Consider the following 14,702-nt stretch of genomic DNA (forward strand, 5'->3'; position numbering starts at 1 on the left):
ATTTTACTTATATAAATGAAAGTTGTAAACTGATGTTGGTAAAGATATTACTATTGGAGGCTTTTAAAATGGATAAGGAATTGCAACAAAAAGTTGTGTTTATAACAGGAGCTGCAAGCGGCATTGGTTTAGAAGTGGCTAAAGAATTCGCTAAAGAAGGGGCCAAAGTGGTGATTTCCGATCTAAATGAAGTTGCCGCTCAAAAAGCAGTAAGTCTGCTAAAAGAAAAAGGATACGATGCTCTTGCTATTGGCTGTGATGTAACAAAAGAAGAGCAAATAGAACAAAGCATAAACTACACTGTTGAAAATTTTGGTAAAATAGATATTCTTATAAATAATGCAGGATTGCAACATGTAGCTGAAATTGAAAATTTCCCAACTGAGAAATTTGAATTTATGCTAAAAGTAATGCTTACCGCTCCATTTATTGCAATAAAAAAGGTATTTCCTATTATGAAAAAGCAAGGATATGGACGAATCATCAATATGGCATCAATCAATGGAGTCATTGGTTTTGCCGGTAAAGCTGCTTACAACAGTGCGAAACATGGAGTAATCGGCTTAACAAAAGTAGCAGCTTTAGAAGGAGCTGCACATGGTATTACAGTTAATGCCTTGTGTCCAGGATATGTAGATACTCCACTTGTCAAAAACCAGTTAAAAGAAATTACAGAAACTAAAAACATCCCTGTAGAAAAGGTCATGGAAGATGTTATATATCCGCTTGTAACACAAAAGCGTCTACTTTCTGTTCAAGAAATTGCAGATTACGCTGTTTTTATTGCAAGTGATAAAGCAAAGGGAGTTACAGGACAGGCTATTATCATGGATGGCGGGTATACCATTCAATAACTTTCAAAAGGCAGCTTCCTTATTCGAAAGCTGCCTTTAAAAATACCCTCATTTACTTACGGTCCGGTTCTCCGCTATTAATGCTAAATTACTTCCTCAACAATCTGAGAGGCTGGGTTTAAATCCAGCCTTTTTGACAAATAATGACGTTACTGCGTTACTTCTTTGACTTCAATTTTTCTAGGATTAAAATGTACCAGGGTTGAATAGAAAATAACATAACTTAGCATATTTAAGTTCTCGTAAAGCAGGCAACACCGTTTTCTCCCCCAATCTACATATTTTATCCTTAACAGCTTTTTGTTTGCCCTAAATAAATATAGATTAGGAATAAGAACAGGACATGAACAGGAAATTACATTACTGTTTAGGCAGGTAAATATGAAAAGTTGTTCCTTTCCCTATTTGGCTTTCAACATGAATTTGCCCATTATGCAGCTCAACAATTTTCTTAGTAATAGAAAGTCCTAAACCGCTGCCGTCTTCTTTGTGGCTCCTTGCCTTATCTGCTTTATAAAAGCGATTGAATATATAAGGCAAATCATTTTGAGAAATACCAATACCTGTATCCTTGATCTCTATGTGATATTCATTATCTTTTTTAATCAGCTTTATGGAAATTGAACCGCCGTTTTCCGTGAATTTGATACTGTTCACGAGCAGGTTAGTCCATACTTGATGGAGCAATTGTTCATCCGCATAAATGGGAGCAGCAGGGATCGCCATTTCCACAGTTAAGTCTTTTTCACGCCAGCTCCATTCGGTCATAAATACCACTTGCTTCATTTGAGCAGCAACATCAAAGATGTTTTTGCTCAAAATCTCCTTCTCTTTATCCAAGGAGGCAAGTGTTAGTAATTGCTTGCTTAATTGCGACATGCGCCGGCTCTCATTTTCGATAATGGACAAGTAATGTTGACGCTGGTCTTTAGATAATTTCTTAGATTGCAATGTCTGCGAGAAGCCTTGTATAGAAGCAAGCGGTGATTGAATTTCATGTGAAACGTTAGAAACAAATTCTTGACGCATAGCTTCCAGTTGCTCTAAACTATTTGCCATTTGCGAAAAATGGTTGGCCAATTCACCGATTTCATCGCGCAATTTTACGTTTAATTGAATATTATATTTTCCTTTGGCGATTTGTTTTGTAGCCTGAGTTAATTTAATGATTGGCTTAACAATGTAACGGGTACTGACCAAAACAAAAAGAATGCTGATTAAAATGGTGAGAAGAAGAATTAATGCAAAAAAGATTCGTAATTCCCCAAATTGAAGTTCCGTATTAGGACGGAAAAAAAGGGCATAGTGATGTCCCTTGTCCATGATTGGAACTCCAATAGTATTGATTAGAACGTTATCAAAAAAACCTGTAATAAAACCTTTTGAAGAAAACTGAGAAATACCGTGATAAACATTACCATCTAAAACAGATTGAATCACTTTATCACTTAAATCTTTTTCTCTAAATGGTCCGCCAAAAAAAGAGCCGTGACCATGTTCATCGACTAAATAAATTTGATAACCTAAATCACCGATATTCCTTAAATATTGATCTAGGTTAACATTTGGGTTCCTTTCATAAAATGTCTGTACATCTTCGGCCATACGGGTTAATTTTTTGTCATTATAAGGTTTAAGATTGGATTGGTAATATGCATTGGAAATGAAAAAAGCGGCCACACTACTGAGAATCATTACAACAATAGTGGTGATAACAATTTTTAAATAGAGCGTCCTCACTTTTTTGCCACCTCCAATTTATAACCGATACCGCGAACCGTCCTAATATTAAAATCATCGGTATCGGAAAAACGACTACGCAGCCGTTTAATATGAACATCTACTGTTCGATCATCTCCATCGAAGTCGGCTCCCCAAATCAAATGAATTAATTCTTCCCGTGTAAAAATTCTGTCTGGGTAGCTTGCAAGCTGTGACATTAGCTCAAACTCTTTCATCGGCAGCATCAATAATTTATCGTTATAATGTACTTCATAACTTTTCCGGTCTATTACAGTATTATTAAGGCGAATTTTTTCTGAACTCACCATGTTATATCGCCGCAGTAATGCTTTTATACGAAATATTAATTCTTTCGGCTCGAAAGGTTTAGTCAAATAATCATCCGTTCCAGCAGAAAACCCTTTTTCCTTATCTATAAGCTGGTCTTTTGCGGTCAGCAGAATAACAGGAAAATCATAATATTTTCTTATTTCTTCACATAGTTGAAATCCATCCTTATTGGGCATCATCACATCGACCACAGCTAAATGAACTTGCTTTCTTGTAAGAATAGAAGAGGCTTCTTCACCATCGAAAGCTTCAAAGACGCCATAGCCTTCAACTTGAAGGTAATGTCTGAGTAATTCAAGAATATGATCATCATCATCAACAATGAGTATATTAATCATTTGAAGACTCCTATCTAGTTGTTTTTGCTTGTGATTTTGATATAAATCTATCATATACTGCAAATGACAGTTAGTAAAACATAGCTTTGAAATTCATTAATGTTAAATTAAGGGGGGATTAATTTTTTGAAAATAAGAGACCCATTGCGAATATTATCGGTCTCTGTCCTATCTCTTAGTTAAAGCCATTAATACCGCAGTATAAAATTTAAAAAAAGTATAAACATAAAATATGAACGGAGCATGAACATTAAGTTACACAATATTAATAAAGAGAGTAGATAACAAAAGCTAAAGATTCTTTTACAATGGGTTTTGGGAGATACAACACTCATACGATAATACTCATTTGAAGGCTTTAAGTTCCCTCAATGATGAAGATCGTCAGCTTAACAGAAGGAGCAGCTGAGGTTAATGTAGTATTGCGCGTGATAGTCACGGGGAACGCAAGCGGTGAGATCCTGCTTGCACAGGAAGTCGTTTTCAAATGGCTCCTTATATTGCATCCTCCTGGAGATTAGCTGGAGCCATTTTTACTTAGGGTATCTGTAACATCAACCACTAAAGTCACCTCTGCAGCAGCATTCAATCGAAATTTAAATTTAACCCGTTATCCTTAAATGAACTAAGGAGGATCACCTTTAGGGTATCCTCCTTTTTAAAAATAAAAGAAATCTGTTTGGAAAAAATGAAAAACAGTTGGCGGATTGTTGTCCAACTCCGCCATAGGTACAAGCCTCGGTTGATCCATTTACATAATAACGCCCTTAAAAATCAATTACCTTTTCCTGTACCTGGGTTATGCAAACGATCGAGCTACTCCGAAGGATGAATTTTACCTTCTGAGGTAGCTGATAAGAGATTGGACGTTACGAAGGGAGGGATTGAGATGATATCCTACAACAAATGTTAAATAAACCTTAAGGCCCTATGCAATTCTAACTTAATTCATATAAAATTTATTTGAAAAATTGAAAATTTTCATCCTGAAAAGAGATATCGCATGAGAACACGGAATTAGTTAAGTTTAGACGGAGTCTTATTAAACAGCAGATCCTTTTCCTTAAGTTTTAAAAATTCAATTTGAAAAGGGGAAATGTTATGTTGTACAAAATTCGTTCTTGGATAGAAAACACAATGGTACTGAGGTATCATTTAACCCCGCTTGTGATGGGGGTTATTGTGTTTTTTATTTTGAAAACCATATCTCCAGCTTCAGACTTTTTACCATTGTTTTTATTTTCTTGTATTCCGTCCGGTTGGCACACTTTTAATTACATAAAAGGAGTATTAATCTATCGAGAAATGGATGCTACAGATCGTCTGATCGCTTATTTTGAATCGAGAAAAAAGAACTTCTCTTTATCCATTCAATTGTTAAAATGGGGGATTAAGGCTATGGTAGCTTTCTTTATCGGTATACCTTCGGTGATTTATTTAATTTATAAGATATCCCAAGATGTTAAAAGGCTTTATCGAAGCGAAAACAGGAAAACACATAGCTGAATTGTCTTATTTAATTTTCCTTACTGTCTCGACCGTTATTGCTGAAGTTTTAATTGAGTAAAACTGTGAATTAGTCGTGATGGAGAGCACTTAAACAAAAGGAACTTGATGAAATGTGAGTTCTTTTTGTTTTATGTGTTAATGAGTATATTTATTAAAATTAAATTTGAAACACATGAAAATATCGGTTCTGGGCCGATTCACCTGCCGGAGGAAGAGCTGCACACGAATGCGGCCTGGATTCAGGTAAGCGATGCTGAACGGGAGAATTGGAATGACATCAAATTGGAAGAAGCTTTATTGGGGGCAGCAAATGTTCTCGGCTATGTCGCCGCCCTGAAAGTGATGTGCGACCCGTCCGATTTGCACGTCTTCCCGCAAATCAAAGCCGTTCATAATGAAAAGCCGACGATCTTTTTGTATGACCGCTATCCGGGAGGCGTCGGACTGTCTCAAAAGGTTTACGAACAGATGTCCGATATTATCGGCGAAGCGTATCAGCTTATTGCCAATTGTCCGTGCCGTTCCGGATGTCCGTCTTGCATCGGGGTTCACAGCGAAGGCAACCAAACGAAGGACAATGCACTGCGCCTGTTAAAAGGCTGGAAAGGTTGAGGACAGAATGTCTTTAAAACGAAAGCTGAATCGCTACAAACATCACCTGGGAAATATGGGGAAGAAGGATGACCATGCAGCCGGCGCTTCCCCAAACACATCCTTTAACCTGTCATTTGAAAAGGAATGGACTTCACTCGGCGTCAGGCCGTACATATTTGAAGAGTGCTGCTGCCTGATCCGCGAAGTCGTTTATCCGCTGACGCATGTTCACGGCCATTACTCGTTTGCCGAGCTTCACGATACGGTCAGCGAGTGGAATAAAAGCGGCGTTTCCCATTCTCTTTCAAGCAAAGGGTACCTCCCGAGCCAGCTTTTTTTCTTTGACACGGAAACGACAGGGCTCGGAGGAGGAGCCGGCAATACGATATTTTTGCTCGGCCATGCAAGGGTTTATGATGACAAGGTGGTCGTCAAGCAGCATCTCTTGCCAAAACCGGGAAACGAAGCGGCTCTTTATCACAGTTTTTTAAGCGAAGTCGATATTAAATCGCTTGTCACCTACAACGGAAAAGCGTTCGACTGGCCGCAGGTCAAAACGAGGCACACGCTGATCCGTGACAGGCTTCCCGAGCTTCCCGATTTCGGCCATTTTGACCTGCTGCATGGTGCAAGAAGGCTCTGGAAACATAAATTCGAGCGCGTTTCCTTAAGCACGGTTGAAAAAGAGGAGCTGGGATTCGAGAGAACGGAGGATACGCCGGGGTATCTCGCACCTATGATTTATTTTCAGTTTTTAAAAGAAGAGCGGCCCGGGATTATAGAAGGCGTCCTCCGCCACAATGAGCTTGACGTGCTCTCTTTGATCACCCTTTACATCCATATATCGAAAAAGATTCTATCACCGCAAAAAGCGGAGGAAGCAAACGAAAAATACGCGCTGGCGAAATGGCTCATCGCCAATCAAGAAACAGAACGGGCGACAGAGCAATTGAAGAAGCTTGCGTCCAAATCCTTTGAACAGTCAGAGCGGGCGTCCTACGATTTATCGCTTCAATATAAAAAACAGGGAATGCTTGAAAAGGCGGCTGAGCTGTGGGAAAAGCTGCGACATGCGGAAGATGAAAAAACAGCTTGGCGGTCGGGCATTGAGCTTGCAAAATATTACGAGCATCAAAAGCGGGACGTTCCGGCCGCTTTATCCGTAACACGGGATCTTCTCGGCCGCTGCGCCTCAAAACAGCTCGTCCCGACAGAAAGGGAAGCGGCTGAGCTGGACGGCCGCCACGAGAGGCTAAAGAGGAAATACAGGAAGAGTATTCCCCGGGCAAGCGCAGAAGTCGACAGCATCCGCCGCCAGCAGCGCAAGAAAAACATGTTATGAATTGTAGAAACGGCAAAATTCTTGTAAAATAACGCTAGACTATTTTTGAAAGGAGCGTCGATATGTATAAGGGCTTGTTTTACTTGTTTTTTGTCGTTGTACTGTTCATCATTTTCATTTTGACGAATTTCAAGGAAAGCTTTTTGGCTTACTTTTAAAATAGGTCTTTATATTAGTACATGTTCACCCCCTGCTTCATAGTTTAATAGTGTATTTAGAAGCTCTTAGGAAAGGGGATTTGATCATGCACTGCAGACCAAACGTGATAGGGCCGATTGTTCATCCTACACAATGCTGTTACACCCACACGCACGGCAATACGATCGTACCGCACATTCATCCGCAGCATACAACAAATATCAACCATCAACATTTCGATCACGTTCATTACTACCCGCAAACTCAATCAAACGTGAATCAGGCGACACATCAGCATTTTGTCAGCACAGGAACTGCGCCGTTTGCAGGACCTGGATTTGGCGGATACTAAAAGGCGGACTGCGTAAGCTTTGTGAGGATCAACAAAGCCGGTTCCAGGGGAACAGAATATTTTTAAAAAATGGGGCAGATCGTGCCCCATTTTTTAGCAGGTGATAAAAGTGAAAGTATTGGCTGTAACAGGGTACAAACCATTTGAAATCGGAATATTTAAGCACGATGACCCGGCGCTGTTTTACATAAAAAAAGCGATTGAAAGCAGGATTCTCGCTTTGCTTGATGAAGGACTGGAATGGATCCTTATTTCCGGGCAGCTTGGTGCGGAAATCTGGGCAGCAGAAGTGGCTTTTTCCCTTCAGGAAGAATACCCTGAGCTGAAAGTGGCTGTCATCACCCCGTTTTTTGACCAGGAAAAGAACTGGAATGAGAAAAATAAAGAGCTGTATGAAGCCGTGTTAGCTCAAAGCGATTACACGGAAAGCTTGACGCACAGACCTTATGAAAGTCCGGCGCAGTTTAAGCAGAAAAACCGGTTCTTCATCGAAAAAGCCGATGGCCTGCTGATTCTTTATGATGAAGAAGTCGATGGTTCGCCTGTTTACATGCTGAATGAAGCAAAAAAAGCTCAGGAAAAGCGCGATTTTCCGATCTATACGATCACAATGGACGATCTTAGATCAACCGTTGAGGATTACACCTTTTACGAAGAATAACATGAGGAAGATAAATTTGACATTGTACACGTTTTCTGAAAAAATATAAGATGATGATTCACGATATGAGGTGAAAAAGATGCTTGCTGATAAAGTGAAGCTTTCTGCTAAAGAAATTTTGGAAAAAGAGTTCAAAACAGCGGTCAGAGGCTACAAACAGGAAGATGTTGACAAGTTTCTCGACTTGGTGATTAAAGACTATGAAGCCTTCCATCAGGAAATTGAGGAATTGCAGCAGGAAAACCTGAATTTGAAAAAGCAGCTGGAGGAAGCCAGCAAAAGGCAGCCTGCTCAATCAAATACGACCAACTTTGATATTTTGAAAAGATTATCTAATTTGGAAAAACATGTATTCGGAAGCAAATTATACGATTGATGAAAAACCCTTGCCCTTAAAAAGAAAGTAGGATATAATAGTGGATGTCTTAACGTTCGGGTAATCGCTGCAGATGCTTGCATCTGTAGAGGAAAGTCCATGCTCGCACGGTGCTGAGATGCCCGTAGTGTTCGTGCCTAGCGAAGTCATAAGCTAGGGCAGCCTTGTGTAAGGCTGACGGCAGGAAAAAAGCCTACGTCCTTTGCGGATATGGCTGAGTATCCTTGAAAGTGCCACAGTGACGAAGTCTCACTAGAAATGGTGAGAGTGGAACGAGGTAAACCCCTCGAGCGAGAAACCCAAATTTTGGTAGGGGAACCTTCTGGACGGAAATGAACGGAAGGAAGGACAGAGATTGCTCTGTAGATAGATGATTACCGCCTGAGTACGAGGCCAAAAGCCGACTGCAGTACGAGGGAACAAAACATGGCTTACAGAACGTTACAAACACTAATGATGATGACAATGCATAAGCTCTCCGCAAATAGGAGAGCTTTTATCATGTAAAAACATACATACAAACAGGTGATACAATGAAAACCTTTAAATTAATTGCAACAGCCCCGATGGGAATCGAAGCGATCGTCGCCAAAGAGGTGCGCGGATTAGGCTATGAGTGCACGGTCGACAACGGAAAAGTGATGTTTGAAGGAGACGCTCTCGCCATCTGCAGGGCAAATCTTTGGCTGAGGACGGCGGACAGGGTAAAGATCCAGGCCGCTGAATTCACCGCGAAAACGTTTGACGAACTATTTGAAAAAACGAAAGCGATTGACTGGAGCTCCTTTATTCCGGAAAACGCGAAGTTTCCCGTTACGGGAAAATCGGTGAAATCGACACTTGCAAGCGTGCCTGACTGCCAGCGCATCGTGAAAAAAGCAATCGCCGAAAAACTGAAAACGCAATACCGAAAAGGTAACGAGTGGCTTGAGGAGACGGGTCCGGAGTATAAGGTTGAAATTTCGCTTTTGAAAGACAAAGCTGCCATCACGCTCGATACTTCAGGAATCGGCTTGCATAAAAGGGGATACCGTGCAGGCCAGGGGGAAGCTCCATTAAAAGAAACGCTTGCAGCCGCCCTGATCCTGCTGACAAACTGGACGCCGGACAGGCCGTTTGTTGACCCGTTTTGCGGTTCGGGTACGATCCCGATTGAAGCTGCGCTGATCGGGCAAAACATCGCCCCCGGGTTTAACAGGGAGTTTGCATCTGAACAATGGGAATGGATCGGCAAAGATGTATGGAACAAAGCAAGGCTTGAAGTTGAGGAAAAGGCCAATTATGATCAGCCTTTGTCCATTCACGGCTATGACCTTGACCACCGCATGATCGATATCGCTAAGGCGAATGCCGAAGAAGCGGGACTGGGCGATTTAATCGAATTTAAACAAATGCAGGTCAAAGATTTCACGACAAAAGAAGAATACGGCGTCATCGTCGGAAACCCGCCGTACGGCGAACGGCTCGGAGAAAAAGAAGAAGTCGAAAAGATGTACAGGGACATGGGCAAAACGTTTGCCGCCCTTGATACATGGTCCGTCTATATGCTGACATCAAACGAACGGTTTGAAGAATGCTACGGGAAAAAAGCGACAAAAAAACGAAAGCTCTTTAACGGCTTTATCAAAACGGATTATTATCAATATTGGGGAAAAAGACCCCCAAAACCTAAAAACGAATAGCTTATCACCATCCCGGACAGGCCGAATGGAAACCCCGCTTTTAGAAGCGGGGTTTTTTACATGAAGAAAACCGGAGATGTCCGCTCTCTGCATGATTTGAGCGCACATGAAAACACCGATTCATTATACAATCCAAGAATCGTTTTTCTTTTTATAAGAGCTTTCATCGTATGTTTTAGAGGGTTCATCGTAGCCGTATTCTTTTTTAGGCTGCTCATGGTATTTTTTGTAGGCCTCACAATAGTAGTAGTATTTCTTTTTATCATCGCAGTGCTTCTCATAAGGATCGTCATAATAGTGCTCTTTCTTATGGTCATAAGTCTCGTAGTCGTAATATTCTTTTTCGTACTCGCGGTGCTTTTTGCACGGCTCGTAACAATAGTGCTCTTTCTTATGGTCATGATGCTTCTCATAAGGCTCGTAATCGTAATACTCCTTTTTGCGGTCGTCATGTTTCTTGCACGGCTTGTAGTAGTGGTAGTAGTATTCCTTCTTACAATGGTCATGGTGCTTTTTTTTGTAAGGCTCGTCATGGTATACCCTCACATAAGGAACATAATGTTTCCGGTAAGGATCATAATCATGATCATACTTGGTGTAATCCCAATCATGGTTTTTTCCAGTTGTGTAATAATACATTAACTTTCCACCTCAGTCTATAAATTTTAAATTCTATACAACATATGATGAAATAATGGAATAGATTGGGTATATACGTTGGATCAAACGCACATTGTCAAATGACGAGACGAGCCGCAGAGGAAGAAACCGAAGGAAAATAAAGAGTCTGTATAAAACATGATCAATCTGCATATACTCGGGATTATTCCGTTTTGAAAGAGGTGATTTCATGTTAAGCAGCGAGCATTTCGACATGATTCAAAAAGCGCTTGAGACGTCATCCAGCGAACTGGACAACGATGGCGGAGAACAGATTACATATGCAAAGGAAGACCTTAAAAATGCGATCAGCCATATGGAATCGACGGACCATCCGTTTTTGACGTATTCGATCCGCCGGAAGTGACAAATAGCCCCTTCTCGTTCCCCTTTTCGTTTTTCACAAATCTTTCTTGTTGAATTTCCAGTCCCATAGTGATAGCATAGAAGTTCTGAAAAACTCGATAGTTGGGGGTTGGAGCAGGGTGACAGCATCTCGTCTGCCTTTTTCTTTAACAAAAACAAAAAATTTCTATGAAGAGCTTAACAATTGGATCGGTGATGTGTTTTACGATATTCTTCCTGAAAAGGGCTTTGATTTGCGGGATGAGCAAATTTTCATGGCCTTTCAATTAGAACGGGCATTTAAAGAAAAGAAGGTCATGTTTGCCGAAGCAGGCGTAGGAACAGGGAAAACGCTTGTCTACCTTCTGTTTGCGCTCAGCTATGCCAGGTATACGGGGAAACCGGCGGTCATCGCCTGTGCGGATGAGACGCTTATTGAACAGCTGGTGAAAAAAGAAGGGGACATCCATAAAATATCCGAGCACCTCGGCTTGACTGTTGACGCGAGGCTCAGCAAGTCCCATGACCAATACGTCTGCCTGAAAAAGCTTGAGAAAACGATGCAGCGCTCTGATGATGAAAAATGGCTCGATCTTTATGAGGCGCTGCCCGGATTCGTCCATGAATCACAAGGCATGCAGACATTTTATCCATACGGTGACAGAAAGGAATATCCGTCACTGTCCAATGACGAATGGGCCGAGATCGCGTACGATTCGTTCCAGGACTGCCTTACCTGTGATATGAGGCATCGCTGCGGACTGACGCTGTCAAGGGACCATTACCGGAAATCGACGGACTTCATCATTTGTTCCCACGACTTCTACATGGAGCATGTCTGGACGGAAGAAGCCAGGAAACGGGAAGGACAGCTGCCGCTCTTGCCGGAGCACAGCGCCGTTGTATTTGATGAGGGGCATCTGCTCGAATTCGCCGCGCAAAAAGCGCTGACATACAGGGTAAAACAATCGACTTTGGAGATGTTTCTGGAACGCCTGATCGGCAATGATATCAGAGAAGAGTTTGCAGAACTCGTCGAAGAGGCGCTGCGCGTCAACGATGAATTCTTCCAATTGCTTTCCGAAAATGCGGAAAAAGCTGAAGGGTCAGAGCGTTTGCACATCAAGGAACATAACGAAGTGAAAAAAGCGGCCGGCGAATTTTATGATCTGCTCGAAAAAATCGGCGAGGCGCTCGTTTTTGAAGGCGAGCTGTACACGATCGACCAGTACGCTTTAACAGTCGTCGAAGAATATCTCGAACAAATGGCATATTCCCTTTCGCTCTACACGAAAAATGCGATCAGCTGGCTTGAGCAAAAAGAGCTTGAATCGACATTTGTGGTGATGCCGCGGACGGTATCTGAAGTCCTTGGAGAAAAGGTATTTTCCAAACAGATTCCGTTCATCTTCTCATCAGCGACATTATCGGAAAACGGCTCTTTTGATTATTTGGCGAAAAGCCTCGGCATCCGCGATTATTTATCTCTCACAGTCGATTCGCCTTACGATTATGACGAACAAATGAAAGTATGTATCCACCGGATGTCAGAAGCGAAGGAGAAGGGAAAAGCGGCGATCAGCAGCATGAAACAGGAAGGCGGAAGATCCCTCGTTCTGTTCCCGTCCTTTGAAGAGCTTGAGGCGTTTAAGCAGCAGGTCAGAGGCGTAGACTTGCCGTTTCCCGTATATTTCGAAGGAGACGAAGAAATCAGTACGATCGTGGAAAAATTCCAAAGCATTGAAGAATCTGTTCTTTGCTCCGTCCATCTGTGGGAAGGGCTTGATATTCCTGGCGCTTCGCTTCAAAACGTCATCATTTGGTCGCTTCCTTATCCCCCGCACGATCCGGTCTTTGAAGCGAAGCGGAGCGGTGTGAAAGACGCCTTCCGCGAGGTCGAGCTGCCATATATGCTGCTCAGGCTCCGTCAGGGCGTAGGGCGCCTGATCCGCTCCAATGAAGACAAGGGGACGATCCACATTTATGCTGCCTCTTCTAAAGAATGGAATGTATTAGAAGAGGTTGAGGCAGTGCTTCCCGTGAAGCCGGCCTATGTTTAAAAGAAAAGCGGTTGTTTCGCTTTTCTTTTTTTATTTGCAGAAGGGCATAAAAGTTGACTTTCGTAAATATTTCCATTAGTCTGATTACAATTCGCATCATTTACAGAAGAGGGGGATCGTTTTGAGCGTAACTGCATATGAAAAAGAATTTTTAGACATGTTAAAGAAGATCAGCCATTATGAGCAAGCGGTTAATGTCATGTATTGGGATATGAGAACGGGCGCTCCGAAAAAAGGGGAGGAATACCGTTCTGAAGCGATCGGACAATTATCGGCTGACGTTTTTCAAATGAGAACGTCAAAGCGGATGAAAGAGCTGCTGGATGCTTTGTCCGCACAAAATGAAACATTGCCGCCTGATACGCAAAAGGCGGTCGAGGAAGCAAAAAAAGATTATGAATTAAACAGTAAAATTCCAGAAGATGAATTCAAAGAATATACGACGCTGACATCCAAGGCGGAATCGGTTTGGGAAGAAGCAAAAAAGGCTTCCGATTTTTCTCTGTTCGCCCCATATTTGGAGAAAATCATCGAGTTCAAAAAGCGGTTTATTACATACTGGGGATATGAGGGCCACCCTTATAATGCACTTTTGGATTTTTACGAGCCGGGCATGACGGTGGAAACGCTTGATGCGCTTTTTTCCGAATTGCGGGAATCGATAGTTCCGCTCGTCCAAAAGATTGCAGGCAGCCGGAAAAAAACGGATACGCGCTTTGTACAAGAGCATTTTCCGAAAGAAAAGCAGCGTGAACTGTGCCATTTCTTTTTAGAAGAGCTTGGTTACGACTTTGAGGCAGGGCGTCTTGATGAGACCGTGCATCCGTTTCAGATCACCATCAGTCCGGGAGATGCACGGGTAACCACCGCATTTAATGAATCCGATTTCCGTTCCGCGCTGTTTGGAACGATTCATGAATGCGGGCATGCCATTTACGAACAAAATATCGATGAAGCGTTAAGCGGAACGAATTTATCAGAAGGCGCTTCAATGGGGATTCATGAATCCCAGTCGCTGTTTTACGAAAACTTCATCGGCAGGCACCAAAGCTTCTGGAAACGGTATTTTCTCAAGTTGAAAGAAGCAAACCCGGAACAATTCCAAGGCATTACGGCTGACGCGTTCTACAGAGCCGTAAATGAATCGAAGCCGTCTTTCATCCGGATCGATGCGGATGAATTGACATATCCGCTGCATATTATGATCCGCTACGAAATCGAAAAAGCGATTTTCAGCGGTGAGGTATCGGTTGAAGACCTTCCGAAGATGTGGAATGAAAAATACGAAGCATATCTCGGGATCACGCCTCCGGACGATGCAAAAGGAATTTTGCAGGACGTTCATTGGTCAGGCGGCGATTTCGGCTATTTTCCTTCGTATGCGCTCGGATATATGTATGCAGCCCAGCTGAAATCGAAAATGCTTGAAGACCTTCCGGAATTTGACCGGCTCATTGAAAGCGGAGATTTCCAGCCGATCAGAAAATGGCTGACGGAACGGGTTCATGTCCACGGCAAACGAAAAAAACCGCTTGAGATCATGAAAGCCGCGACAGGCGAAGAACTGAATGTCGGCTATTTAATCCGCTATTTGGAAGAAAAGTATACGAAGCTGTATTTGTAAAAAAACCCTTCCCGATTTTATGGGAAGGATTTTTTAGTCTGAATTTTCAGTTAAAAACGAACGATCTATCAAAAATATGTGCTTTGAGTTCGTA

13 protein-coding genes, 1 other RNA gene and 1 pseudogene are annotated in these 14,702 nt (G+C 42.2%); 12 read left to right on the top strand and 3 right to left on the bottom strand.

Annotated features, from left to right (window positions below):
- The first annotated feature begins 68 nt into the window (after positions 1 to 68).
- Positions 69 to 854: a 3-hydroxybutyrate dehydrogenase gene (locus tag MHB78_RS11225; RefSeq protein WP_046130793.1), complete on the top strand. Its 786-nt coding sequence runs from the start codon at positions 69 to 71 to the stop codon at positions 852 to 854.
- Positions 855 to 1,214: 360 nt separating this feature from the next.
- On the opposite strand, the gene MHB78_RS11230 is transcribed toward MHB78_RS11225, so the two are convergent.
- Positions 1,215 to 2,594, bottom strand: a complete 1,380-nt coding sequence (locus MHB78_RS11230; RefSeq protein WP_046130792.1) for a HAMP domain-containing sensor histidine kinase — start codon at positions 2,592 to 2,594, stop codon at positions 1,215 to 1,217.
- Positions 2,591 to 3,265 (bottom strand): response regulator transcription factor, encoded by a 675-nt coding sequence (locus MHB78_RS11235; RefSeq protein ID WP_046130791.1) that lies wholly within the window; start codon positions 3,263 to 3,265, stop codon positions 2,591 to 2,593. The genes MHB78_RS11230 and MHB78_RS11235 overlap by 4 nt, the downstream gene beginning before the upstream one ends.
- 1,101 nt (positions 3,266 to 4,366) lie before the next feature.
- Here MHB78_RS11235 and MHB78_RS11240 point away from each other — a divergent pair.
- The 8 genes and pseudogenes from MHB78_RS11240 (at position 4,367) to MHB78_RS11275 (ending at position 9,919) form a co-directional block, all read left to right on the top strand.
- Positions 4,367 to 4,771, top strand: a complete 405-nt coding sequence (locus tag MHB78_RS11240; RefSeq protein ID WP_046130790.1) for a hypothetical protein — start codon at positions 4,367 to 4,369, stop codon at positions 4,769 to 4,771.
- Positions 4,772 to 4,915: 144 nt separating this feature from the next.
- Positions 4,916 to 5,386, top strand: a pseudogene (locus tag MHB78_RS11245) (Zn-binding domain-containing protein); the annotation flags it as partial.
- Positions 5,387 to 5,393: 7 nt separating this feature from the next.
- Complete coding sequence (locus tag MHB78_RS11250; RefSeq protein ID WP_046130788.1) at positions 5,394 to 6,710, top strand: ribonuclease H-like domain-containing protein; 1,317 nt, start codon at positions 5,394 to 5,396, stop codon at positions 6,708 to 6,710.
- Between the two features lie 244 nt (positions 6,711 to 6,954).
- On the top strand, positions 6,955 to 7,200 hold the full coding sequence (locus MHB78_RS11255) for a CotD family spore coat protein (RefSeq protein ID WP_046130787.1): 246 nt from the start codon (positions 6,955 to 6,957) through the stop codon (positions 7,198 to 7,200).
- Positions 7,201 to 7,309: 109 nt separating this feature from the next.
- Complete coding sequence (locus MHB78_RS11260) at positions 7,310 to 7,861, top strand: DUF1273 domain-containing protein (protein WP_046130786.1); 552 nt, start codon at positions 7,310 to 7,312, stop codon at positions 7,859 to 7,861.
- A 79-nt stretch (positions 7,862 to 7,940) separates the two neighbouring features.
- Positions 7,941 to 8,237 carry a cell division regulator GpsB gene (gene gpsB / locus MHB78_RS11265; RefSeq protein WP_046130785.1) on the top strand — a complete coding sequence of 99 codons (297 nt, stop codon included), beginning with the start codon at positions 7,941 to 7,943 and terminating at the stop codon, positions 8,235 to 8,237.
- Between the two features lie 52 nt (positions 8,238 to 8,289).
- An RNA gene (gene rnpB, locus MHB78_RS11270) (RNase P RNA component class B) lies at positions 8,290 to 8,676 on the top strand.
- Between the two features lie 94 nt (positions 8,677 to 8,770).
- Complete coding sequence (locus MHB78_RS11275) at positions 8,771 to 9,919, top strand: class I SAM-dependent RNA methyltransferase (RefSeq protein ID WP_046130784.1); 1,149 nt, start codon at positions 8,771 to 8,773, stop codon at positions 9,917 to 9,919.
- A gap of 123 nt (positions 9,920 to 10,042) precedes the next feature.
- Here the strand turns inward: MHB78_RS11275 and MHB78_RS11280 are convergent, their stop codons facing one another.
- Positions 10,043 to 10,558, bottom strand: a complete 516-nt coding sequence (locus tag MHB78_RS11280; protein WP_052948518.1) for a hypothetical protein — start codon at positions 10,556 to 10,558, stop codon at positions 10,043 to 10,045.
- Positions 10,559 to 10,769: 211 nt separating this feature from the next.
- Between MHB78_RS11280 and MHB78_RS11285 the strand changes: the two genes are divergently transcribed.
- The 3 genes from MHB78_RS11285 to MHB78_RS11295 all read left to right on the top strand — a co-directional run bounded on the left by MHB78_RS11285 (position 10,770) and on the right by MHB78_RS11295 (position 14,608).
- Positions 10,770 to 10,946, top strand: coding sequence for a hypothetical protein (locus MHB78_RS11285; RefSeq protein ID WP_099047050.1), 177 nt, complete (start codon positions 10,770 to 10,772; stop codon positions 10,944 to 10,946).
- Positions 10,947 to 11,064: 118 nt separating this feature from the next.
- Positions 11,065 to 12,984 carry an ATP-dependent DNA helicase gene (locus MHB78_RS11290; RefSeq protein ID WP_046130783.1) on the top strand — a complete coding sequence of 640 codons (1,920 nt, stop codon included), beginning with the start codon at positions 11,065 to 11,067 and terminating at the stop codon, positions 12,982 to 12,984.
- Between the two features lie 121 nt (positions 12,985 to 13,105).
- Positions 13,106 to 14,608, top strand: a complete 1,503-nt coding sequence (locus MHB78_RS11295; protein ID WP_046130782.1) for a carboxypeptidase M32 — start codon at positions 13,106 to 13,108, stop codon at positions 14,606 to 14,608.
- Positions 14,609 to 14,702: the final 94 nt, after the last annotated feature.

Source organism: Bacillus sp. FSL K6-0138 (assembly GCF_037982765.1).
Lineage (GTDB): Bacteria > Bacillota > Bacilli > Bacillales > Bacillaceae > Bacillus > Bacillus glycinifermentans.

Bases quoted from the DNA above. Each gene is read 5' to 3' on its own strand.
- MHB78_RS11225 (WP_046130793.1), top strand. From the start codon at position 69: ATGGATAAGGAATTGCAACAAAAAGTTGTGTTTATAACAGGAGCTGCA.
- MHB78_RS11235 (WP_046130791.1), bottom strand. From the start codon at position 3,265: ATGATTAATATACTCATTGTTGATGATGATGATCATATTCTTGAATTA.
- MHB78_RS11240 (WP_046130790.1), top strand. From the start codon at position 4,367: ATGTTGTACAAAATTCGTTCTTGGATAGAAAACACAATGGTACTGAGG.
- MHB78_RS11250 (WP_046130788.1), top strand. From the start codon at position 5,394: ATGTCTTTAAAACGAAAGCTGAATCGCTACAAACATCACCTGGGAAAT.
- MHB78_RS11255 (WP_046130787.1), top strand. From the start codon at position 6,955: ATGCACTGCAGACCAAACGTGATAGGGCCGATTGTTCATCCTACACAA.
- gpsB (WP_046130785.1), top strand. From the start codon at position 7,941: ATGCTTGCTGATAAAGTGAAGCTTTCTGCTAAAGAAATTTTGGAAAAA.
- MHB78_RS11275 (WP_046130784.1), top strand. From the start codon at position 8,771: ATGAAAACCTTTAAATTAATTGCAACAGCCCCGATGGGAATCGAAGCG.
- MHB78_RS11280 (WP_052948518.1), bottom strand. From the start codon at position 10,558: ATGTATTATTACACAACTGGAAAAAACCATGATTGGGATTACACCAAG.
- MHB78_RS11285 (WP_099047050.1), top strand. From the start codon at position 10,770: ATGTTAAGCAGCGAGCATTTCGACATGATTCAAAAAGCGCTTGAGACG.